The sequence below is a fragment of the Dolichospermum sp. UHCC 0352 genome (assembly GCF_009711925.1).
Lineage (GTDB): Bacteria > Cyanobacteriota > Cyanobacteriia > Cyanobacteriales > Nostocaceae > Dolichospermum > Dolichospermum lemmermannii.
Genome location: NZ_VIKY01000202.1, coordinates 1 through 23,736 on the forward strand (window position 1 = coordinate 1; position 23,736 = coordinate 23,736).

The 23,736-nt window shown below is 36.1% G+C and carries 15 protein-coding genes; 6 read left to right on the forward strand and 9 right to left on the reverse strand.

Features of this window, described 5'->3' with window-relative positions:
* Nucleotides 1–79 precede the first annotated feature (79 nt).
* Nucleotides 80–871 carry a segregation/condensation protein A gene (locus FJR06_RS13915; protein ID WP_168651639.1) on the reverse strand — a complete coding sequence of 264 codons (792 nt, stop codon included), beginning with the start codon at nt 869–871 and terminating at the stop codon, nt 80–82.
* A gap of 120 nt (nt 872–991) precedes the next feature.
* Complete coding sequence (locus FJR06_RS13920; RefSeq protein WP_015080119.1) at nt 992–2,086, reverse strand: AI-2E family transporter; 1,095 nt, start codon at nt 2,084–2,086, stop codon at nt 992–994.
* A gap of 379 nt (nt 2,087–2,465) precedes the next feature.
* On the opposite strand from FJR06_RS13920, the gene FJR06_RS13925 reads away from it, so the two are divergent.
* From FJR06_RS13925 to FJR06_RS13940, 4 genes are all read left to right on the forward strand, one after another.
* Complete coding sequence (locus FJR06_RS13925; RefSeq protein WP_015080118.1) at nt 2,466–5,819, forward strand: type ISP restriction/modification enzyme; 3,354 nt, start codon at nt 2,466–2,468, stop codon at nt 5,817–5,819.
* A 215-nt stretch (nt 5,820–6,034) separates the two neighbouring features.
* The gene (gene pdxH / locus FJR06_RS13930; RefSeq protein ID WP_015080117.1) at nt 6,035–6,679 is read left to right on the forward strand and encodes a pyridoxamine 5'-phosphate oxidase; all 645 of its coding nucleotides are present in this window, start codon (nt 6,035–6,037) and stop codon (nt 6,677–6,679) included.
* Between the two features lie 424 nt (nt 6,680–7,103).
* Nucleotides 7,104–8,195: a glycosyltransferase gene (locus FJR06_RS13935; RefSeq protein WP_015080116.1), complete on the forward strand. Its 1,092-nt coding sequence runs from the start codon at nt 7,104–7,106 to the stop codon at nt 8,193–8,195.
* A gap of 222 nt (nt 8,196–8,417) precedes the next feature.
* Complete coding sequence (locus FJR06_RS13940) at nt 8,418–9,248, forward strand: Uma2 family endonuclease (RefSeq protein WP_371260404.1); 831 nt, start codon at nt 8,418–8,420, stop codon at nt 9,246–9,248.
* Between the two features lie 70 nt (nt 9,249–9,318).
* Here FJR06_RS13940 and FJR06_RS13945 read toward each other — a convergent pair whose 3' ends face one another.
* From FJR06_RS13945 to mfd, 5 genes are all read right to left on the reverse strand, one after another.
* Nucleotides 9,319–13,152 carry a DUF2157 domain-containing protein gene (locus FJR06_RS13945; protein ID WP_168651640.1) on the reverse strand — a complete coding sequence of 1,278 codons (3,834 nt, stop codon included), beginning with the start codon at nt 13,150–13,152 and terminating at the stop codon, nt 9,319–9,321.
* Between the two features lie 57 nt (nt 13,153–13,209).
* The gene (locus FJR06_RS13950) at nt 13,210–13,767 is read right to left on the reverse strand and encodes a Uma2 family endonuclease (protein WP_168651641.1); all 558 of its coding nucleotides are present in this window, start codon (nt 13,765–13,767) and stop codon (nt 13,210–13,212) included.
* A gap of 264 nt (nt 13,768–14,031) precedes the next feature.
* Complete coding sequence (locus FJR06_RS13955; protein ID WP_168651642.1) at nt 14,032–14,781, reverse strand: hypothetical protein; 750 nt, start codon at nt 14,779–14,781, stop codon at nt 14,032–14,034.
* A gap of 6 nt (nt 14,782–14,787) precedes the next feature.
* Nucleotides 14,788–16,062, reverse strand: coding sequence for an AAA family ATPase (locus tag FJR06_RS13960; protein ID WP_168651643.1), 1,275 nt, complete (start codon nt 16,060–16,062; stop codon nt 14,788–14,790).
* Nucleotides 16,063–16,169: 107 nt separating this feature from the next.
* Nucleotides 16,170–19,685, reverse strand: coding sequence for a transcription-repair coupling factor (mfd, locus tag FJR06_RS13965; RefSeq protein ID WP_168651644.1), 3,516 nt, complete (start codon nt 19,683–19,685; stop codon nt 16,170–16,172).
* A 281-nt stretch (nt 19,686–19,966) separates the two neighbouring features.
* Between mfd and FJR06_RS13970 the strand changes: the two genes are divergently transcribed.
* Both FJR06_RS13970 and FJR06_RS13975 read left to right on the forward strand, forming a co-directional pair.
* On the forward strand, nt 19,967–21,277 hold the full coding sequence (locus tag FJR06_RS13970) for a hemolysin family protein (protein WP_148760026.1): 1,311 nt from the start codon (nt 19,967–19,969) through the stop codon (nt 21,275–21,277).
* 84 nt (nt 21,278–21,361) lie between these two features.
* Nucleotides 21,362–21,622 (forward strand): hypothetical protein, encoded by a 261-nt coding sequence (locus FJR06_RS13975; protein ID WP_041457967.1) that lies wholly within the window; start codon nt 21,362–21,364, stop codon nt 21,620–21,622.
* A 434-nt stretch (nt 21,623–22,056) separates the two neighbouring features.
* On the opposite strand, the gene FJR06_RS13980 is transcribed toward FJR06_RS13975, so the two are convergent.
* Complete coding sequence (locus tag FJR06_RS13980) at nt 22,057–22,542, reverse strand: hypothetical protein (protein WP_168651645.1); 486 nt, start codon at nt 22,540–22,542, stop codon at nt 22,057–22,059.
* A gap of 79 nt (nt 22,543–22,621) precedes the next feature.
* A complete protein-coding gene (locus FJR06_RS13985) occupies nt 22,622–23,683 on the reverse strand; it encodes a hypothetical protein (RefSeq protein WP_015080106.1) in 1,062 nt (353 codons plus the stop codon).
* Nucleotides 23,684–23,736 lie beyond the last annotated feature (53 nt).

Below are 23,736 nucleotides of genomic sequence, written 5' to 3' on the forward strand. Positions count from 1 at the left end.
TCTCCAAATGCTTCGCCCGTACAGTTGTTAGTTGTCAGTTGGAATAGATAGAAATTTATTCTCCCCCTGCCCCCTGCTTTTAGCTAGGTAAGCGGATTTGAATTTCCTGGTAAAATTCTTTTTGAAATAGTTCTACCTTAGATTGAGCCGATAGCAGTAGTAAAGCCCAAAAAACGCTAACTAAGTTACCGTGTTCTGATTCATGATGCTCCCCATTTTTCTCTGGTTGTTTTGTCTGTATCCATAAATCTATCAGTTCTTCTAGATTCCAATATTGTTCCTCTGAATTTTGCTCTTTAGCAGCACCATATAACACCTGCTCTATTTCTAACGCGACTTGGGTTAAATTTTCTTGGTGCGCTAACTCTAGAGCTTCTCGCATGGTCTGCACACTAGGCCGACCTTTAAACCGCCTAGGTTTATCAACTTTTTTTACCAGTTTTAGCTGGCTGGCCATAATTTGCAACTGGTCTATTAACTCTTGCAAAGTCACCCGACGTTTTGGCGGTGGCATAGCGGCCGGACGACGACGCAAGTGTTGCTCTAGGTGCAGACGATGGGCCGGATATAACAAGCCGTCTTCAATTCCTAATAGTGTATCATCTAAAACTTTTTCTGGAGTATTATATACTGTTGATAACTGAACTAATGTATTAGCTTTAAATAATACGAGCATTGATGCTGATAAAAAAGCCTGTCCAGATTGAGATAAGTCACTTTCGTAGCCTCTGATGGTTTTTGCTTCTGGGGACATTAATTCCAAGTAATGATCAATCACCTCAATAACTCGCACGTCCCAAGGGTCAATTTCCCCTTTTTCAGCTTGCTCAATCAGGTGTGTAATTTTTTCTAATAATTCGGCTGCATCCATTAATTTAAAATTTAATATACCAGGAGTTCAGGAGTATGGCTAACGCCACGCTTCGCTATCAGGAGTTCACGAGTCAGAAGAAGGAAGAATTTTCTCAATGCCCCATGCCCCATGCCCAACTTATTTATCTTCTTGAAATTCTGAGCCATAATTAACTCGAAAATTTGAGACAAAATCGCTATGGTTACTGCTTTTGATGGCATCAAAAGTGCCTTTGATAGTCCCAGCAATTGGCACAGCAACGAGTGTTCCTAATAATCCGGCAATTTCAAATCCCATTAAAATGGCGATAAAAATCCACAGGGGGTTGAGTCCGATAAAATTACCCATTAATTTTGGAGCTAACAGATTATCTTTAATTTGTTGCATGATAACTGCCATTGTAGCGACCGGAAAGGCTAACCACCAATTTTGGATTAATACTAACATTGTGACTAAACCAATGCCTAAAGTTGCGCCAACAACGGGAATAAGTCCAGAAATACCAATTATAATGGCAAATAAGAGAGCAAATGGGACTTTTAGAAATAAGAATATGGGTGTGAGGGCTATGACCATGAACAGTCCCAGCAATAATTGGCTTAGGAAAAAGTTTTGGAAATTTAACTGCAATGATCGGCTAAAGGGAATACCAATATTAGATGGTAGCAGATTAACTAAACCAGACCAAACGCGATCGCCATATATGAGCATATAAAAAGCTAAAACGATGACTAAGACTACATTCAGTATTCCTGATAATAGTGTTCCTGCAAATCCTACTACCCCTGAAGCTATTTGCTGTACCAGATTTTGAATATTAGCATTTATTTGATTTGTTACCAGCTTTAAGTCTATAGATAAGCGCCGCTGCTTTGCTAAACTTTCTAAGTGATCTAAATTAGCTTGACTAGTCGCCAACCAATCCGGAATCTTATTTAAAAGTTGAATGGTTTGGTCAATTAGCATGGGTACGAGAGTAACACCCAAAACAATAAACAAAGTTAAAGTTAGTAGTAAAACAATGATTACCGCTTGAGTGCGGGTAATTCTGACTTTCTCAAGTAACTTAACCGGGTAATTCAGTAAAAAAGCCAGAATTGCCGCAATACTGAGAATAGTAATTGGATTCTGGAAAAAACGAAATAATACAGACAGTAGCCAGATATTGAGGGCGATAATTGGTCCACTGAGTCCATAAATTAATAGAGTTTGCAGAGAAGCGGAACGGCGCATCTGATTTAATGTATAAGCAAGGACTTCAGGGGTAAGAGAGGAATGATTGAGGATGGTGTTGCCATACTTTTGTCACTTCCTTTATCTATTGTGTAAATAATTCCTGATTTTGATCATATAGCAGGATGTAGGAGGGAAAGCCCACTTCTAAGATATAAGGTTGGGGTTGAAAATTGTAGTATAGCAAGGCAAGAGTGAAGAAGTTTCCAGGAATTTTACCTTTATTTACACAGTTTGGTTTTATTTTATTAACCTAATTATCTATTAATTGTTAAGTTTAATATAGTTCTCTGTATCAATAAAATCAACCTGAAAAATATACACTAAGATAATTAAACACATATATTCCTGCGTCAATCATTATTAGGGTTTTTGTAATATGTCTAGTAATCCTGAAATTCAATTTTTATCCCATCTTCAAGACTGTGCAAAAGATTTAACTACTAAATTTTCACTTTCTTCTGTTTCTTTTGGTGCGGAAGACCAACTAAAATCACCTATTGAAAATTTATTAAAATCAGCGGCCAATATTTTAAATTTATCTATTGTAGTAGTTACGGAAGTCCGAGAAAAGGTACTTTCAGGAAGGCCAGATATGGGAATAACAATTAATGGTCTTTTAATGGGACATATTGAACTAAAAGCACCAGGAAAAGGCGCAGATCCCAATAAATTGAAAGGAGATGATAAACAACAATGGGAAAAGTTTAAAAGTCTCCCCAATGTGATTTACACAGATGGTAATAGTTGGGGACTTTATCGCACAGGTGAAAAAGTAGGAAAAACAATTAAATTTTCAGGAGATATTACTGCTAAGGGTGCATCAGCTATCACTGCTCAAAATGCTAATGATTTACTAATATTATTACGTGATTTTTTAAATTGGCAACCTATTGTTCCTTCTACACCTAAAGCTTTAGCAGAAATGCTTGCTCCTATTTGTCGGTTATTAAGAAAAGATGTTTTAACTGCTCTTGAAGATCCTGAATCTAATTTAAGTCAAGTAGCTAAAGACTGGCGACATTATTTATTTCCTGATGCAGATAATCAACAATTTGCAGATGCTTATGCTCAAACTTTAACTTATGCACTTTTATTAGCCAGATTTTCTGGTGCAGATGATTTATCTTTACCACAAGCTGTTAAAACTATTAGAACAGGTCATAATTTACTAGCTGATGCTTTAAAAATATTAGGTGATGAAGCAGCACGGGAACAAATAGAAGTTTCTGTAAATTTATTAGAAAGAATAATTGCAGCTATTGATGTTACAGCACTAAATAAAGATGGTTCTGAAGATCCTTGGTTATATTTTTATGAGGATTTTCTGGCTAAATATGATCCAAAAATGCGAAAAGAAAGAGGTGTTTATTATACACCCATTCCTGTAATTAAAACACAAGTTAGATTAGTAGCTGAATTATTAGCAGAACATTTTGATGCTGAATTTTCCTTTGTAGATGATAAAGTTATTACCTTAGATCCCGCTTGTGGTACAGGTACTTATATTTTAACAGCTATTAAACATGGACTGGATCAAATTAGTAATTTAAGAGGAAAAGGAATGAAAGTTTCTGCTGCTACAAATGCGGCAGCAAATATTCACGCTTTTGAAATTTTAGTAGGTCCTTATGCTGTTGCCCATTTACGTCTAACTCAACAGATTTTAAGTGAAGGTGGTACTTTACCAGAAAATGGAGTTCATGTTTATTTAAGTGATACTTTAGAATCTCCCTATGCTAAATTAAGTGGTAATTTACCTTTATTTTATAAATCTTTAGGGCAAGAATATAAACGCGCTCAAAAAATTAAACAAAATACACCAGTGATGGTTTGTTTAGGAAATCCACCTTATAACCGTCAAACAATTGATGAAGATGATTTAATGAATCAGAAAAGAAAAGGTGGATGGGTAAGATTTGGAGACGATGAACAAAAGATTGATGAAAATGAGCAATTGATCAAAAAACGTCCTATTTTAGAGGATTTTCTTGAACCATTAACAGCAATGGGTTATGGTGTTCATGCAAAAAATTTATATAATGACTATGTTTATTTTTGGCGATGGGCATTGTGGAAAGTATTTGAAGCTAATACAGAAAATCGCGCCGGAATTATCAGTTTTATTACTGCTTCTTCCTATTTGCGTGGACCCGGATTTGCGGGAATGCGAAAAGTCATGCGTCAAACATTTGATGAACTTTGGATTATTGATTTAGAAGGTGATAATTTAGGGGCAAGAAAAACCGAAAATGTATTTGCAATTCAAACTCCTGTGGCTATTGCTATTGGTGTTTGTTACAATAAACCTCAACCTGAAGTTCCTGCTAAAGTTCATTTTACCAGAATTGATGGTACAACTGAAGAAAAATTAGCAAGTTTAGAGAATATTCATTCTTTTCAAGATTTACAATGGCGAGAATGTGCAAATAATTGGACTGATTTATTTTTACCTGTTAGTGATACAGATTATGGAAATTGGGCAAAGTTAACTGATTTATTTCCTTGGCAAAGTGGTGGAGTGCAATTTAAACGAACATGGACAATTGGTGAAAATAAGGAAGTTTTAAATGAGCGTTGGCAAACTTTGATTAATGCTAGTAAATCCCCAGGAATACAGAAAAAACTGTTTAAAGAAACCCGTGACCGCAAAATTACTAAACAATATAAATCATTAGAAGATGGAACATTATTACCCCCTATTACGAACTTATTACCTAAAAGTCCTTCTCTAGAACCAATTCGTTATGCTTATCGTAGTTTTGATCGTCAGTGGGCTTTATTAGATAATAGACTCTGTGATTATGCTAAACCTGGCTTACTGCGTTATCACAGTGATAAGCAAGTTTATATGACAAGTTTATTAACTAATGTTTTAGGTAATGGTCCATCAGCAGTTGCTACTTCATTAATTCCTGATTTAGATCATTTTCGTGGTTCTTTTGGTGCTAAACATATTATTCCTCTGTGGAGAAATTCTGAAGCTACTGAACCTAATATTACTAATGGAGTTTTAGAAATTCTTAGTAATAAATTCAATTACAATATTTCCCCAGAGGACTTTTTCGCTTACTGTTATGGAATACTTGCAACTCCCAAATATGTAAAAGAATTTTGGAATGAACTAGAAACACCTGGTCCAAGGATTTCCATTACCAAAAATAGGGATTTATTTATTAAAGTAGTAGAAATAGGACGCACTTTAGTTTGGTTACATACCCATTGTGAAAGGTTTGTTCCCAGTGGTAAAAAACCAGGTAAAATTCCTGTTGGTAGAGTTCGTTGTCAAAAAGGAATACCCAATACAGTAAATGATTATCCCACAGAATTTTCTTATGATGTCGGTACACAAGAATTAAAAGTTGGTCTAGGTGTATTTGAAAATGTCCGTCCAGAAGTTTATAATTTTAGTGTTTCTGGTTTAGAAGTTGTCAAATCTTGGTTAGCTTATAGAATGAGAGACGGTGCTGGTAAAAAGTCTTCACCTTTAGATGATATTCGTCCTCAAACTTGGCAATTTGATCTTGAATTACTTGATTTACTTTGGGTTTTAGATGCGACTGTAGATTTATATCCCTCTTTATCTTCTTTATTCGATGAAGTGATTAAAAGTCAATTGTTTACATCTGCTGAGTTTCCACAACCAACAGAGTTAGAAAAATTTAATTCTTTAGAAGTTCAGAGTGAGTTACCACTTTTAAATTTGGAAGAAATAGATGAAGAAGATGAGTAAATACTTGACTTTATCCTAAAAATAACAAAAATGCAGAGCGATCGTTTATCGCTGTTTGTTGGTTAACGGTGGAATGAATGCGTTAGCGAAACTTACCAAATGTAAATGTATCGCATTATGAACTCAAATACTTAATTAAGTATTATAAACACAATCATAAACAAAGAATGAAATAAAATGCAAGCCATTAGATAAAGTTTGAGGAAATAACAAAAATGGATACTAACATAGCTGATCTTCGCAAAGATTACACATTACAGGATTTGAATGAGAAACAAATTGATCCAAATCCATTTATACAATTTAAAATTTGGTTCGGTCAATCCCTAGCAGCCCAGCTACCTGAACCTAATGCTATGACTTTGGCTACTTGTACATCCGAGGGTCAACCTTCAGCGAGAATGGTATTACTCAAAGATTTTGATGAACGGGGGTTTGTCTTGTTTACTAATTACAATAGCCAAAAAGGACAGGAACTGACCGTAAATCCCCATGCTGCTTTAGTTTTTTGGTGGGCGGAATTAGAACGCCAAGTGAGGATTGTGGGAACTGTGGAAAAAATTTCCGCAGCAGAATCTGATAACTATTTTGAAATCCGTCCTGCATATAGTCGGCTAGGTGCTTGGGCTTCTAATCAAAGCGAAGTAATTGCGAACAGAGAAATCTTAGAGTTACAATTGCAAGAATTTCAGCGCAAATATGAAAATCAGGAAGTTCCTCGTCCTCCGCATTGGGGTGGTTTTCGGGTGATTCCTCAAAAAATTGAGTTTTGGCAAGGAAGATCGAGTCGTTTACATGATCGCCTGTTATATACTCGTGTAGATGATGGCAGCTGGGAAATTGAGCGTTTATCACCTTGATTGAATATTTGATGTCAGCATTCAGCTATCAGCAGTAATGGTGAAGAAGAAGAAAGTTATACACATTTAACATTCTGTATTTCCGTATTGAAAACTGATAGCTGAGGACTGAATGTTTAAATGATAATTAATTAAGAAGATCCTGATTAGATTAGAAAACAGTGATTATTAATTAATAATTCAGTATACAACAGGTTGCGTAGTTAGGAGGTACAAAATCCAAATTGCGACCTATACACAAAGCCAGTTTTACTCTGTGACTCATGAATTGGTGACTCCTAAATTCTGCCGTAAGTTAACTACCCCAAATTATCTTTGATATATGTTTCTTAATGTACAGTTAGATTATAATGAATTTGTATATAGTAAGCATGACTTATAAAAAAGACCGACAATTTAAATTTTGATACACATTTTTAACTTTATGCGAATCATACATATATTAAATCATGTCCAGGAAATCGGTAATGGTATTGTCAATGTAGCTGTGGATATGGCTTGTTTGCAATCCCAATCTGGCGATGATGTGGCGGTGATTTCAGCGGGAGGGGGATACGAAAAATTATTAAATCAATTTGGTGTTAAACATTACGCAGTTAACCAAAATCGTCAGCCAATAACAATGATTAAGGCGGCGATCGCTTATCGAACAATTGTGCAAGAATTTCAACCAGATATAGTTCATGCTCACATGATGACTGGTGTGGTGTTAGCACGGGCTTTGAGATGGGAGAATGGATATATTTTAGTGGCTACTGTTCATAATGAATTTCAACGGAGTAGCTTATTGATGGGTTTAGCAGATCGAGTAATTGCTGTTAGTAAGGCTGTCAAAAATTCGATGGTGCAACGGGGAATTCCTGAACAGAAATTACGGGTAGTTTGTAATGGGACATTGGGTAGTCCTCGAACTCGGAAAATATCAGATTATCAACCTTTAAGTTTACAAAGTCCAGCGATAGCCACCGTAGCAGGAATGTATAAACGAAAAGGCATTACTGAGTTAATCGCGGCTTTTGAAGAAATTGCCCAGGATTTTCCCGCAGTACATTTATATTTGGTCGGAAATGGCCCAGATAAACAAATATTTGAGTCTCAAGCCCAAGCAACGGCTGTTAGTCATCGGATTCACTTTGAAGGGTTTCAGCCTGAACCCCAACGTTATTTACTAGCCTGTGATATTTTTGTCTTGGCTTCCCACCGTGATCCCTGTCCCTTGGTGCTTTCAGAAGCGAGGGAAGCAGGGTTGGCGATTGTGGCCACTGAGGTAGATGGTATTCCAGAGGCGTTAGATAATGGTAAAGCGGGGATATTAGTGCCAGCGCAGGATAGTCATCAGTTGGCTAAGGCATTAATAAAATTATTGAGTGATGCAAATATACTTCAGGAATGGAAACAGCGATCGCAGGAAAATCTAGAATGGTTAAATGTTGCCCGTGTACACCAAGAAACATTGGCTGTATATGAGGAGTTAAGTTTTCAGGAAAGTTTTTCGACCTCTACTCAACCTGATTAATACTAATTTTTGGCATTGGATAATAGGGAGATGAATTATGTTTTGTCCTATCTCTAAGAGAGATCCCGCAGGGTAGACACGAAGTTTGAAATTGCTGATTTTTCAAGTTTATCTTCCAATTCAGCAACTCCACAAACAGTTAAATTAAGAATCTAAAGATTCAGTTATAATGGGACGATAATAAATTAGAAAAAATCCTCACAACAGGGAGTTAGAGTTATGGTGGCTACTCCAATCTCAACTGCTCCACAACTATCAACAATAGCAATCTCTTGGGAAGCATTACCCGAAGATTTTATCCTAGAAGAAGAACCTGTGGAAAACACTGCACAACCATTAATTGCTGGGGCATTACGAGAAAGTCTGGAACTAAGTGGATATATTGAATCCACCATGCTGATAGCTGCCAATTTAGGCATATGTGCCACAATGAATGACAAACTTGTTGTTAAAGCCCCAGATTGGTTTTTTGTGCAGACGGTTTTACCCTTGTCTGGGACAACAGATAGACGCAGTTATACACCTCATCTGGAAGGAGAAATTCCCCGCGTTGTCATGGAATTTTGTTCAGATACAGACGGGAAAGAATACTCAGCTAGACGCGCCTTCCCCCCCGGAAAATGGTTTTTTTATGAACAAATTCTCCAAGTCCCTACCTATGTAATTTTTGATCCCCTGACGGTTGAATTGGAAGTTCATCAAATTGAGTCAGGACAGTATAAATTACAGCCAACAGACGAGAATAATCGCTACTGGATTACAGATATGGGATTATTTTTGGGATTGTGGGAAGGAGAAAAAGAGGGGCGTATAGGTTACTGGCTAAGATGGTGGGATCAAGCAGGTAATCTGTTACCCTGGGCAGTCGAAAAGGTAGAACAAGAACAGCAACGGACTGAACAGGAACGCCAACGGGCTGAACAGGAAAGTCAACGGGCTGAACAGGAACGCCAACGGGCTGAACAAGAAAGTCAACGGGCTGAACAGGAACGCCAACGGGCTGAAAGATTGGCAGAACAATTACGCGCACTGGGTATTGATCCAATTGATTAAATGTGCGTTTTCTAAAATTGTTGTAGAGATGTTTCATGGAACGTCTCTACTTTTTTCACCAGATGTCTAATCAATCCCAATTGGCAAATTCATCACTAATATTGCGAAGTAGGGCAGTGATTTGAGTGCGTCGGGTTTCAAAGTTAGCAGCAATGTAAATTAACAAAATACCAACTAATAAACCAACAATCCATTTTAAGAAAGAATAACTCAGACTGAAAATTACTAATTGGTAAATGCTAGTAATTAAAAAAGTACCTGTACCAACATAAAGAAAAGCGCGGACTTTTAAACCTAAGCCAGCGAAAATAGTAATCAGACTAAAAACACCAGGGATAAAAGGCAGATTTTGATAAAACAAAATTGTCCAACCGCAAATTAAACCACTTCCTAACATTCGCAAACTGTGACGGAGAGGTTTGGTTGTTGATAATTTTAGTTGTTCATCTATTTGGGCAATATATAGTAAAGATAAACCAATTGGTATAACGTACCAAAGAGAATCTCTGAAGTTTAAATCATTAAACCAAGTAAATAATGCCCAATCAATTAATATTAAACTGATATATGTAAACCGGATTTGTGTGGCAGCGTTAGCTAAAAAGACGTAGTAAGCAGCAACGATAATTAAAGTAATAGGATAGGTTGTTAGTCCCGTTGTTCCTACAATAATTAATGGGAGAATGTATGCTGTGCGTTGCCAAGGCGTTTTTGACCAACCTAATCTTTGCCAAGGTAGGATATATAGGAAGTAGGCAAATAGGCAGGATATCGCCCCATTCCAAGGTAGTAATTGCTCAGATATTAATCTCCCTATTGGTAAATTTTGTAAATAAATACCAATAATTCCTACTTCTATTAAACCTAAATAAACCCAGATTTCTTGATTTGTTTCTTGGGAATTTTCTTTTCCTTGCCAAATCGCATAGCGAACTAAAAATAATCCTGTTCCTAATACGATAGACGAGTTAATTTGGATAGGTAAAGTCATAGCAAAAAGGAATAAAATACTACTCCAAACCCAATGAAGATGGGCAATATTTTTTAATTCTTGAGAATTTAAACCCAGATAACTAATCAGCCAGGGTGTGAGGATACGGTAAGCATACATGATGCTAGTACCAAGGGCTGACATGGCAATTAAACCATCACCTAAAGCCTCTCCTTTAGATAGGGACATTTGATAAAATAGGAGTTCGTAGGCGGAAATTGATAGGCCGATAATACCAAAATAAAGGAGGGGTTTAAATGCTTCCCTGCGTCTTCCTACCCCAATCATAATTAAGGCTACACCCAGGGAACAAAAACCTGTAAAATTGGCAAAGGTATTTAATCGCAAAATGACGCTAAATGCACCATAAATAAGGGGGAGAATATGAAAACTATTAGGTAATGTTTGTAATTGATGTTTGCGTCGCCACCATTCACCAAATAGCTGAGTTGTTAAACCGAGAATGATGTTTGCTATGGCGATTCTAATGATTGAATGTTCGCCAAATCCTAAGATTTCTGCTGTTAATAATTCTAAACACCAACCGATTCCATAAAATGCTGCTTCTTTAGATTGTCCCCAACTGCGATAGACAATTGCCCCTAAAATTATGGCTGTGGTGATAATATAGAAATATTCGGTTTTGATAGTTCCTTGATAAATTAAGCTGGAGTGCAAAGTTAGGGCTGATAGTTCTATTGTACATAATGCGATCGCCCATTTATCACTTGCGGCTGCATAAATTATTGCCAATTCTGTACCTTTGCGTAAAAGTACACCACGCCATAGCCATAAACTCAGTATTGTTAATGCAGTAACGACAAACCAACCTGATATTTTTAATTGGATTAAACCAAATACACCTTCACCTAATAATGCAGTCAGGAAACTTAATCCAAAACCAATAATTATTCCTGCATATATTTGGTTTCTTGAATAGCGAGTATGGACTAACATTACCGCTATACCCACACCCAAACCGATTAATCTTATTCCTGGTAATGGTAAAGTTAATAATTGAGAAATCCCTACAGCGAAGACACTTAAAAACCTGTTATTGGTGCGATTTGGTTCAGTGTTACGAATAGCTAAACCTGTTAATGCTAAAGGTGTAATTAACCAAATTACGCCTAAAGAGTTTTGATTTTGCCAATTACCAGCCCAATAATTTTGAGCATTTACCCATAATAGAGAAAAACTGATTGCAGCCAATACTAAACCAATATACCATGCACTCCGTCGCGTTATGCCTTCACCAAGACTAAATCCCCATTCAGCTATCATGATAGCTAATAAGATACCAGCCCAAATTTCTTGATTTAAACTGGGTAAAAACCAATTAATGCTAGAAATTAGCGTCAATACTCCCATACCATGAGTTAAGTATATCAAGGGAGGATAAAAAGCTGCACGACGTTGGATAAATGTGGCTAGAGTAATAGTAGATAATAAAAAATTAGCCGTTCTTAATGTCGGATTCACTAAGCTAATTATTGTTAAACAAATCCCTAAAAATAAAGTTAGATATTCTCCAAAATCTGCCAATTCTTGATTTTCTTGATCATGTAATTTATCTGTTAACCATAACATTAATATGATGTAGGGAAATAAAGCAATACTCAATAATACCCAAGGTTCATTTTGAGAATTGGTTAAATGGGTAGCGGTGCTAATTAGTAATGTTTTTAATTCATTAGGAATTAATCTCCAACCTAGCCAAATTGTCTGTAACCCAATTAAGAAAATAGCTAAAAAATCTTTTTGTAAATTATATCTTTGTAACCGACGACTAAAAACCCACAAACTTAAAATGCTGACTATTATAGCTTGGACTGGTTCTGTTATGACTGAAACTAACCAACCTAATAAAAGTAAACTTCTTCCTAATTCTTCCCAAAGGATAGAAGGATTTGTAGAAGAATTTTTTTCTGATAACCAAATTACTAAACCACCGCAAATCCCAATTGCTAAACCTAATTGAGTAATATTAACTCCAGCTATAAAAATAGCCCTTGTCAGTAAAGTTAATAAAGCGTAAATCAGGAAAGTAAAATATAAACTAATTCCCCATTGTGGAGTTTCTATATTTGTATTTTCTTGGGGTTGGGTTAATTGATTGTAAACAGTAATAGTAGTTGTGCCTATCATTGCTAAATAAACAGCAATTAGGGGGAAATTTGATAACTTCCAACCCCAATGTAAATAACTCAAACCGATAATATTGATTAAAGGTAATTTACCACTGGGAAAATTATTAATAATATTGCGGTTTTGACAAAGTTGATTAGTAATAAATGTGAGAGTCAGAGATGCAATTCCTATCACAATTAAATTCAATGGATTTTGCCACAAACTAAAGCTATCCATTGCCCAAAAGTTGATAGGCACTAATAACAATGTGACTATTAATAATGTCTGTGCAGTTAACCTTAAATTGCTTTGTTTACCCGCCCAAAATGTAAATCCACAAAAACTCAAAGTATACGCAAATAAAACCCCATACTGTCCAACTGCGGGGAATCTTTCCCATTGACTTGCAGCGAGAACACCGGAGGAAAGCACTACTAAAAATATACCCAAAAACAGCAACCACCGCACACTTAATTCTTCACCAAAAGATTGCAGCATCGAATTAACAAAGCTGGGTTTTTTAGGTACTGTTGGTATGGGAGGTAAAGTCGCAATTAATGGTTTTCGTGGGGGTGTGCTAGGGGTGAAAATTTCCTCTGGTTCTGATGCAGTTTGAGGTGTAAATACTACAGTGCAAGTGAGATATTGACGGGATATTTGTTTAACTTGATCATCAGATATTAAACCGAGATTTAATAAATCATCTAATCCTAATAATAAGTCAGGATGATTAGATGGTAGTTTAACGGGAATTTTCTGGGATGGTTCAAAAGGTGATGTCATAATCTGCAACCCTGTAAATGTATATCAGAAATAGCCCTTTTAAGATGACTGGATAATTTAAAATATTTCAGTCACATTAATACTGACATCAGGAAAAGCTAAAATTGATAAAGTCTGATTTTTTACTAACTTCTGTATATCTTGATAAACTCCCTGGAGAGGATTTCGATATACTTCTATAACTTCCTGATTAACATCTATTAACCAAAGTTCAGGAATATTTGCTTCTGCATATAAAGGAATTTTTACTTCTCTGTCATATTTTATCGTTGTGTCGGCAACTTCTATTAACAAAAATATATCTTCTGGTTGGGGGTGTGCAGTTCTATAAAAATCTGCACGGGGTTTTAATAATGCTATATCTGGTTGAGGTTCAGAAGTTTCATCTAATTCTACTGGGTTTTGGACATTAATTAAGGCCAGACCTCCTAATAGCAACGCTAGTAAGTTACTTAAAAATAAAACACAACCTGAGTGTCTTGTACTAATAGGGGACATATCAATCATTTCTCCGCGAATTAATTCTAATCTTTCATTTTCTGACAAAATACCAGATTCAGCCATTTGGTGAAATTGCTTAACTGTAAATTGGTGTCTGAGTAATTGTAAAACCATTGTCGCCTCTATGGGAATTTTAATTAATAGGGGTGAAACTAGGGAATCTATTAAATATTCTACATTTATTTTAGATCTTTTTTATCTGTGATGTAAATACCACATACAGTATAAACGAGATATGATTAGATGGTAGTTTAATGAGAATTTTCTGTGATGGTTCAAAAGGTGATGTCAGAAATTGCAACCCTGTAAGGGGCTATTAGAAATAGCCCTTTTAAGATGACTGAGTAATTTCCTAAATTACTAAAATAGAACTCTCAATCAGATGTATTTTTCACAATTAGATTTACTATTTAAAAAACAACGTTTTAATCCCAAAGATAATGTTTGAATAAAGAATCTCGCTTCAGGTAAATCATTGAAAATATAGTCTATAGTTTCTGGTGTGATATAGTCTAGAGCTTCTTGTTCTATTTGTTCATCTTGGGGATGTTCAGTTTTGTATAATAACATTTTCCACTCCCGTGGATTTTTACCATAATGTTTATTTAATTCACCTCTTGCAGCAGCAACAAGAACTTCTGTTGAGGGAAATGTTGCTAAAGGCATGATTATCGGTAAGCATTTTCTCTGATATCCATTTGTGGCTTGAGTATTATAAAATTTTTCAATTGCTTCTCTCAAGATATGTGATACACTGATTGCCCAAGGATCAAAATATTGATTTTTATCTTTAAGAATATGCTCTGTATCAGTAGTTATTAAAAGAATATCTCCATAGCAAAATTCTATATTCTCGTTAAAAAAATCTTCACAAGCAGCGAGAATTGTGGCACATATACTATCCACTGCTGTTTTATGTAGTAGGTAATAACCATCAGGATTTTTATTTTTTCCACAGGCTCTTATGTATTTTTGAACATGATCAAAAATATTTTTTCTAATTAATGGTACAGCATTAATTTTTATATTTTCTGATGTTTCTTCAAATAAAATACACTCAATAATTTTACCAAACACTTTATAGTCAGTTGGCCCGTCTCCAACAATTCCCACATTAATAGTATTCATGATATTTTACCCAATTGTCCCTGTGTACCAAAGTTCTGCTAACTGATATTTTGGAATTTTTATTAACTGTTTACCTGTATTTTCTTCAGTTTCATATTCTACTTCATCATCTTTAATTGCTCCAATTCCCACAAGGGTATCAAGTGCAGTATTTAAGTTTCTCACATCACTTTGACGACTACGTTTATCTAAACGAACTGTATAAACATGATCAGGATGTTGATTAAATTCTCTTAAAACAGAGGGGCTGTGAGAAGTTAAAATAAATTGTGATGTTCCAAAGCCATCTTGACTAGGTGATGTTGCTTGCCAAATCCAATTCATCAATTGTTGTATGTTCCCTGGATTAATACCATTTTCTATTTCTTCCAGCATAATAATAGCAGGTGGTCTTCTCAATGATGCAAGCAAACTTATTGCAGCAATTTTCATAAAGCCATCTGATACAACATCTGGCATAAATTCTTCTACAGAACCTTTACGTCCTAAATCGAATTCCCAGATTAAACTGGAACGATTTGGATCATAACGAACTCCAATAAAACTTGTATCAACAGTTCTCATTTTAGCAATAAATGATGAAAATATACGTTGCTCATTTTCTTTTACATGATGGAGAAGTGACTGAAAGTTACTTCCTGTTTCCCCCAAAGATACGGGTATTCTCCTTTCTTCTATTTCAAGACTATTATTAAATTTATTTTCCTGTTGTTGCTCTGCATCATCATTGTCTTTTTGTTTGAGGAATGTAGGTTGAAAATGATAACTAAATGTATTGGTAAAATAAAGAAAAAATAATTCGCATAGTGCTTTTTCATTTTCCTCTAAAGATGGATCTAATTGGATTTTTTTTCTTAATTCTAGTATATTTATAGGCTGATTATAACCACTTTCAAGCTCTTTAGATATTTGATTATTAGCTAATTGGATAGTTATTTTTTCTTGACAACTAGCATTGTATCTAAAATTAGAGCTTTCACATATTTCTATTTTATAATTAATTTCTCCATCTTCATTATTCCATAAAATGGAAAATGACATCGGTTCTTCATCTTTAGCAAGCCTGTATTTATGTGGATATAAATCTCTAGTAGCATTTATAGTTTGACTTTTTTTATTGTCAGAATTTTCTCGTCTGACAAGATTACAAAAATGTTGTATTCCTGCTAAAAGATTTGTTTTACCAGAATTGTTATTACCAATTAACAAAGTTACTGGATATAATTCTATAGTTGTTGATTTGTGAGTTCTAAAATTCTCTAAAGTAACTTGTTTAAACATCGTAACCTCCCAAAAATAGAATTATTTTTACCTTACCCGTTATATTAATACTTTACACTATAATTTCGGAAATAGATAAAAAATGGTGGGCATTGCCCACCCTACACTCAAGCAGTTTCCGAAATTGCCCCTTGCATTTTCACAAAAGTATCTATTAAAGTCTGCAATTGTTGATCTGCTTTAAACACTCCTAAACCTCTCGCTGTTACCTTCCCAGGAGAATAAACAAACCGGGCTTTCATGGTGGGAGTGAGGTTTTCTGCTAAGAGATTCCAAGCTGGTTCTTCCATTGGTGTTTCTAAAACAATGTGCTGTTTATTCTCTGGTTTAATGCGACTAAATCCGAGATTTTTGGCTAATTGTTTTAATTCCATAACTCGTAATAACTGACTAGCTGGAACTGGAATAGTCCCATATCTATCAGTCCATTCAGCAGCAATTTGTTTGAGTTCATATTTTGATTTTACTGTAGCTACAGCCCGATAAGCACTCATTTTTTGATCAAGATCAGGAATGTAGGTTGCAGGAATAAATGCGGTGAGATTAAGGTCAACTTGGGTGTCTTCAACTTTGGGTATTTCTTGACCTCTAATTTCTCGAATTGCTTCTTCTAACATTTCCATGTATAAGTCAAAGCCAATTACATCCATTTGACCAGATTGTTCTGCACCTAGCAAATTTCCCACCCCGCGAATTTCCATATCTCGCATTGCTAATTGATATCCAGAACCGAGTTGAGTAAATTCTTGAATTGCTCTTAATCTTTGTCTAGCAGCATCAGATAATTCTCGTTGTTTGGGGTAAAATAACCATGCGTGAGCTTGAATTCCTGCCCGTCCGACTCGTCCCCGCAATTGATATAATTGAGATAAACCAAAACGGTGAGCATCTTCAATTAAAATTGTGTTAACTCGCGGAATATCTAAACCAGATTCAATAATTGTCGTACAAACAAGAATATCAGCGTCATTATTGCCAAAAGTGAGCATAGTTGATTCTAACTCGCTTTCGTCCATTTGACCATGAGCGATCGCAAATCTGCCTCCAGGAACCATTTCTCGCAATTTTGTCGTGGTTTCTTCAATTCCGTCTACTCGCGGAACTACATAAAATACTTGTCCACCTCGATCTAATTCTTGTCGAATTGCACTTCTAATAACATCGGAGTTGAGCGGTGAAAGATGGGTTTGAATTGGTCTTCTGGTGGGAGGTGGTGTGGTAATTAAACTCATTTCCCGAATTCCCGACAATGACATATATAAGGTTCTGGGAATGGGAGTTGCAGAAAGAGTTAAAACATCAACTTGAGTTTTTAAGCTTTTGATTTTTTCCTTTTGATTAACTCCAAATCTTTGTTCTTCGTCAATTACTAAAAGTCCTAGATCTTTAAATTGGACACTTTTACCTAATAATTGATGCGTCCCCACAACTATATCTAATTCTCCCGTAGCCAGTCGTTTTTGAATATTACGTTTTTCTTCCGCACTGCGAAACCGATTCAATAAACCTACATTTATAGGATAAGGGGCAAAACGTTCTTTAATTGTGTGATAATGTTGTTGAGTTAAAATTGTTGTTGGGGCTAAAAGTGCAACTTGCTTTCCTGCGGTAACAGCTTTAAAAATCGCCCGAATTGCTACTTCTGTTTTCCCAAAACCCACATCTCCACATACTAACCTATCCATCGGTCTTTCACTTTCCATATCCCGTTTCACATCTTGTACCGCTTTGAGTTGATCTGTGGTAGGTTGGTAAGGAAAAGAATCTTCCATTTCTTCTTGCCAAGGCATATCATGAGGATAGGAAAAACCCTGTTGTTGAGAACGGGCTGCATACAATTTTAATAAATCTACCGCTAATTTCTTAATGGCTTTGCGAACTTTACTCTTCGTATTTTCCCAAGCTTTTCCGCTCATTTTGTGTAATTCTGGGGCTTGATCTCCACCAGTGCGGAAACGAGATAAAGAACCAACTTGGTCAGCCGCAACTCTTAACAAACCATCTGCATATTGAACAACTAAATAATCACGGGTTTCATCATTAATTGTCAGACTTTCTAATTTGACAAATTTACCAATTCCATGACTACGATGAACTACATAATCTCCCTGACGTAATTTGTTAGGATCAACTTGTTTAGATGTCGCTTGACGACGTTTGCGGACATAGCCAAAATTAGCTAAGGAATGTTGTCCATAAAATTCTCTATCGGTGACAATAACCAACCGATAAGAAGGTAAAATACAACCTTCTAATTCTGCTAAACCGGAATATTTAAGAGCAATTGGAATATGATTAATTTGCAGTTTATCAATAGCTTGATAATCACGAGGATTGGGAATAAACTGCGCGGGACAATCATGTTCTTGCAGAAGAGAAACAGAACGGGAAGGTTGAGCCGAAAGTATCCAAACTGCAAAATTGCGCTCCCGTTCTTTTCTAATTGTTTCCCCTAATTTTGCAAATTGATGAGGTGTAACAGGTAAAGGTCTACTAGCTAAATTCAGTCCACTATTTTCTTCTGATAATTCCGATAAATATAACTTTCTAAAATTGCCAATTTCCGCTATACACTCATCAAAGTTTCGATGAATTTTCGGTAATGCAACTGACAACTGTACCGGCGAAGCATTTGGAAGATAAATTATCGGTGGTTGCAAAAAATGGTCTTCTAAATGTTTCGCCCCTACTGACCACTGACTATTAGCATTTTCCACCCAGCGATCGCTATGAGCATAACATTGTTCTAGTTCATCAATGGCGACAAGAGTATTTTCAGATAAATAATCTAATAATGAAGCGGGTTTTGCAAAAGCCAACCCCAAAAACCGCCGACTTCCTTCTAATTTTCCTAACTCTGAAGAAATTCCCTGGAACGTCTCTACATTTGGTAGATCTTTCAGTGCATCTGAAATAATAGGTGCAAAACTTGTCGGGGTGAGAGTAATTTTTTCCACCTTATCCAAAGCAGAACGTTGGGTAGCGGGGTCAAATTCTCGAATTTGTTCAATTTCGTCGCCAAACCATTCCAAGCGCACAGGCAACTCTGAGGACACCGGAAACACATCCACAATATCCCCCCGTCTACTCCATTGTCCCTCAGTTTCCACCAGAGGAACTCGTTCATATCCCAAAAGAGTGATTTTTTCCCCAAACCCATCTAAATCAAATTCCATCCCTTTTTCTAAGGTTACACAAAATGATTTAAACGCTTCCGGAGGTGGCAAATGTGGCTGTAATGCCCCCACAGTGGCAATTATGGCAGTTTTTTGCTTTTGCAACTGACCATTTACCAAATCCGCTAAAACCTGCATTTGACCCCAACTTAACTCATTTTCAGGGTCAAAAGGTTCATAGGGAGAAGCTTCAGACGTTGGGTAAAAATGCACAGTTTTCCAGCCCATTGCTTCCATTTGGGCGAAAACTCGGCCAGCTTCCTCTAGGGTGGCACAGACGACGCACAAATCCTGATCTTCATAGTTTGCTAATGCTGAAGCTACCAGTCCCTTGGGGAGACGAGAAATCCCATTTAACCGCAATTCCCGTTGTTTGTTGAGTTTGGTAATTAGTTCGGCGGTAAGAGGCGATCGCGCCAAAGCACGCACAATAGAAGAAAAGGCCATATATTTCAAATATCTTACGCTAAAAAAGGAAGTCGCTGCTGATGTCAAAATCTAAAAGCAGTTTATATTAGCTATTTTAAAAGTTTTCATGGCACTCTAGAAGATGAATCGCAAAGAATCCAGCTTAACTACTAATAGATAGAAGAAATATAGCTACTACTTTGTGTATAGTCAAATTATTCAGAGAATTACCTAAAATAATGGATACTAATAAAATGTCTAAATAAACTGGATTTCTCATCCTGTGTATACTTTTACTCTTTATACCAGCAATTTTAAAAATGTCTTCCTTCACGTTTGAAATTTTAACGATTTTGGTGCTAATTTTCGCTAATGGTGTATTTTCAATGTCGGAAATGGCCGTAGTCTCAGCCCGGAAAGTTAGACTACAGCAGTTAGCCAATCAAGGAGATATCAACGCAAGGGCTGCATTAAAACTCGCAGAATCTCCCAACCATTTTTTATCTATTGTCCAAGTAGGGATTACACTCATTAATATCCTTAATGGTGTCTTCGGTGGTGCTACCATTGCCAAAAGACTGGAAGAGTATGTCAAATTAGTCCCAGTTTTAGCGAATTATAGCAATGCGATCGCCTTTGGGGTAGTGGTATTACTCATCACCTATTTTTCCCTGATTGTCGGTGAACTCGTCCCCAAACGTCTGGCTTTAAATAACCCTGAAAAAATCGCCGCTTTAGTAGCTATCCCCATGGGGACTTTAGCAAAAATAGCTTCACCTATAGTTAAAATTTTGAGTGCTTCTACGGATTTGGTATTGCGAATTTTGGGAATTACACCCTCTGCTGAACCGCAGGTTACAGAGGAAGAAATTAAAATACTCATAGAACAAGGAACAGAAGCGGGGACATTTGAAGAAGCCGAACAGGACATGGTAGAGAGAGTTTTCCGGTTAGGCGATCGCGCCGTCACCTCTTTTATGACACCCCGTCCTGATATAGTTTGGTTAGACTTAGACGACTCTCCTGAAGAAAATCGCCACAAAATGGTGGAAAACGGCTATTCTCGCTATCCAATTTGTCAAGAAGGATTAGATAACGTCCTGGGAATTATTCCTGTCACCGACTTATTAGCGAGAAGTTTACGGAATGAACCCTTTGACTTAACACTAGGATTACGTCAACCCGTATTTGTCCCGGAAAGCACCCGCGGTTTAAAAGTTTTAGAATTATTCAAACAAACCGTTACACACATGGCTTTAGTTGTAGATGAATATGGCGTAATTCAAGGCTTAGTCACTCTTAACGACATTATGAGTGAAATCGTCGGTGATGTTCCCGCAGAACCAGGACAAGAAGAACCCCAAGCTGTACAACGGGAAGATGGTTCTTGGTTAGTAGATGGAATGTTAGGAATAGAAGAGTTTTTAGAACTATTTGATCTGGAAGAATTAGAAACTGAAGAAAGAGGAAATTATCAAACTTTAGGCGGTTTTGTGATTACCCATTTAGGACGGATTCCCGCAGCCGCTGATCATTTTGAATGGGATAATATGCGGTTTGAAGTTATGGATATGGACGGAAATCGGGTTGATAAGGTATTAGTTGTACCCAAAGGAATGGGTAATGGGTAATAATTACAATTCTTTAACAAAAATGGCAAAATCAGTAGTTAGATTCTAGCTATAATTTATGTAAACTTAATGCCGTTAATGTTTATGAACTTTCCTCTACAAATACAACGAAAGATAGAAAAATTAGCAAGCAGTCAGGGAATCTCAACGGAACAGTTTATTTTGCAAGCAGTTGCAGAAAAAATTGATGCTTTGACTAATCTATTTGCTGAAGGAAATACGGAAACAAACTTACAAACAACTAATGTAGTTTCTTCTAACCAAGCAAATGTATATCGAAAAGAGGGGATTTTGGTTGTAGATGCTGAATTACCAGAAAACTTTGATTTAAATCTATCTTTCTGAATCTTCACTCAGTAAATATCTGACAAAGTACCTCACGAAGCAGTGGTTCAGCAAATTCAACAACGAATCCTTCGTCATCATTGGACATAACGTACTCACCTATGCGATTGTGAGCAGTACAACATCTCACACGATATATACAATAAGCCGAAAAATTAATCACCAAATCATCATAGTTGTTTTCTGATATGCCTTTGATCCTCGTATTACTTTTATTAGCTGCAATGAAACCTCCTTCAGACATCAAATCTTTAAATGGAGTAATATTATTAATTTTGTTGTAAGAGGATGTTTGAAAAGTATCAGAATTAATCGAGATCCCCCCAACCCCCCTTACAAAGGGGGGCTAAATTCCTCAAAGTCCCCCTTTTTAAGGGGGATTTAGGGGGATCTGCGGGTGTCAGATCCCACACGAGAAAGTTTTCAAACATCCTCTAAGGATTACCGTCTTTACCATAATCGAAAAAAATCTTCATTCCCCTATCTAAATAGTCTGAAGAGTTAATTTTATTTAGACAGTCTGCAATTTTATCAACTTTTTTCTTATCATCACATTTACTTTTGAGTAGATTTTTTAATAAATCAAGTTCCCTATTGTTACTATATTGATTGAGTAATTGTCCTATTCCTTGTAAATCATCATTTAAACTTTTTATTTGCTGAACTAAGTTCCAGTCAAAAATCAGTTCTAGAAGGTGATAAAGCTTCAAAAATCTTTCAAAGGCATAGGGTTGGACTACCGAACGAATGCAACTTTCTTTATGATAGGAAGTTGGAATATCAATTCCAGGTCTAGCAATCAATTTAGAAGGCGTAAAACGATATGCTTCTGGTAAGCTAGATGCAGCATTTGAATGAAAAAATCCTCCCCAAATAGGTGCAGAATCCATATATTTATTTTTATAATCGTCATATTTCATAGTTACTCTGCTGCTGTTATCCAACAATTAACAAAACTTTCTTTTCCTGCTTCACGAAAGTATTCTTTGAATCCATTTGTCAGAAGTTTCCTTTTTGCATTTTTGCAAAGCCCAGACTTACCTTACGCGCATTAAATCCACTTTCTAACTCCTGTAATTTTTCTAATGCGAGAGGATCATCATCTTCTTTGGTATCTCTAAGTAATTTTAGAAGAGTATCTAAAGCCTTTTGTACTCGCTCTGAATTATTGCTAGATACAAGGGCAAGGGCAGCGAAAAAAGAGTTTATCACACTTTCTTCTCCAAACCATTTTATACCATTTGGTATTTCTTGATCAGCATTTCCTATATATATTCGAGATACTTCAACATCTAAATCAGCATAGATTCTTAGATAATTTTTGAAAGCATCAAACTGATCTCCAAGTTGTTCTTCTGTAGAATCTAAAATTTCTTCTTCCACTAATTTCTGTGCGACAACATTTTGTCTCTGTGTTTCTGGGCTTTTGGTTATAAAACTTTGATATGCGGTGGCAATTCTATCGAGAGGGTACTTCCTAGCCTTTGTTCGGCGTGCAGATTCTTTTTCTTTGAAAATTTCAATATCTGGTATTTCGGCTTTCAGTGTGTCATTTAGAGTGATGAATAGAAGACCAATCTGATGTTTCATCGACATAGGTTTCTGTCCTGCATTTAGGACAATAATCCGGTAAATAAGATTTCGGATGTTACCTTCAAGCCAGAACTCCACAAGAACTTTCTGTTCTGGATTAAAGTTAAATTTATCTTTGGCTATGTCGCTTAGAATAAACGTCCGTTGTAATCCATCTAAAATATTTACTTGTCCTGGTTTACTTAACGCGCTTTCAAGTTCTTGCCAGTCATCTTTTTGTACAATGGGTAAGATATCACTCACTAGTTCTGGTTTTACTGCGAGAGTTATGGAAGGTAACAAAGCACCATCCATGATGTCAATTTTCATGCGTTCATATGCTTTATATTTCTCGCGTTTTCTTTGAGGTTCATAATCATCAAAGTTATCGCCTACTAAATCTAAATAGTCTTGTATAGATAATTGAGCATAAAGAATATCTGTATTTGTTCGTAAATCTTTTGCTTTTCCAATGATTTTCACTTGCATAGGGTTATTTGTACCTAAAATTGGGCATTTGAATAACTCATAAAAATTAAATA

Excerpts from the sequence above, each read along its gene's own strand:
- FJR06_RS13960 (WP_168651643.1), bottom strand. The coding sequence starts at position 16,062 with ATGTTTAAACAAGTTACTTTAGAGAATTTTAGAACTCACAAATCAACA.
- FJR06_RS13935 (WP_015080116.1), top strand. The coding sequence starts at position 7,104 with ATGCGAATCATACATATATTAAATCATGTCCAGGAAATCGGTAATGGT.
- mfd (WP_168651644.1), bottom strand. The coding sequence starts at position 19,685 with ATGGCCTTTTCTTCTATTGTGCGTGCTTTGGCGCGATCGCCTCTTACC.
- FJR06_RS13970 (WP_148760026.1), top strand. The coding sequence starts at position 19,967 with ATGTCTTCCTTCACGTTTGAAATTTTAACGATTTTGGTGCTAATTTTC.
- FJR06_RS13975 (WP_041457967.1), top strand. The coding sequence starts at position 21,362 with ATGAACTTTCCTCTACAAATACAACGAAAGATAGAAAAATTAGCAAGC.
- FJR06_RS13980 (WP_168651645.1), bottom strand. The coding sequence starts at position 22,542 with ATGAAATATGACGATTATAAAAATAAATATATGGATTCTGCACCTATT.
- FJR06_RS13950 (WP_168651641.1), bottom strand. The coding sequence starts at position 13,767 with ATGGTTTTACAATTACTCAGACACCAATTTACAGTTAAGCAATTTCAC.
- FJR06_RS13920 (WP_015080119.1), bottom strand. The coding sequence starts at position 2,086 with ATGCGCCGTTCCGCTTCTCTGCAAACTCTATTAATTTATGGACTCAGT.
- FJR06_RS13985 (WP_015080106.1), bottom strand. The coding sequence starts at position 23,683 with ATGCAAGTGAAAATCATTGGAAAAGCAAAAGATTTACGAACAAATACA.
- FJR06_RS13915 (WP_168651639.1), bottom strand. The coding sequence starts at position 871 with ATGGATGCAGCCGAATTATTAGAAAAAATTACACACCTGATTGAGCAA.
- FJR06_RS13925 (WP_015080118.1), top strand. The coding sequence starts at position 2,466 with ATGTCTAGTAATCCTGAAATTCAATTTTTATCCCATCTTCAAGACTGT.
- FJR06_RS13945 (WP_168651640.1), bottom strand. The coding sequence starts at position 13,152 with ATGACATCACCTTTTGAACCATCCCAGAAAATTCCCGTTAAACTACCA.
- FJR06_RS13955 (WP_168651642.1), bottom strand. The coding sequence starts at position 14,781 with ATGAATACTATTAATGTGGGAATTGTTGGAGACGGGCCAACTGACTAT.
- pdxH (WP_015080117.1), top strand. The coding sequence starts at position 6,035 with ATGGATACTAACATAGCTGATCTTCGCAAAGATTACACATTACAGGAT.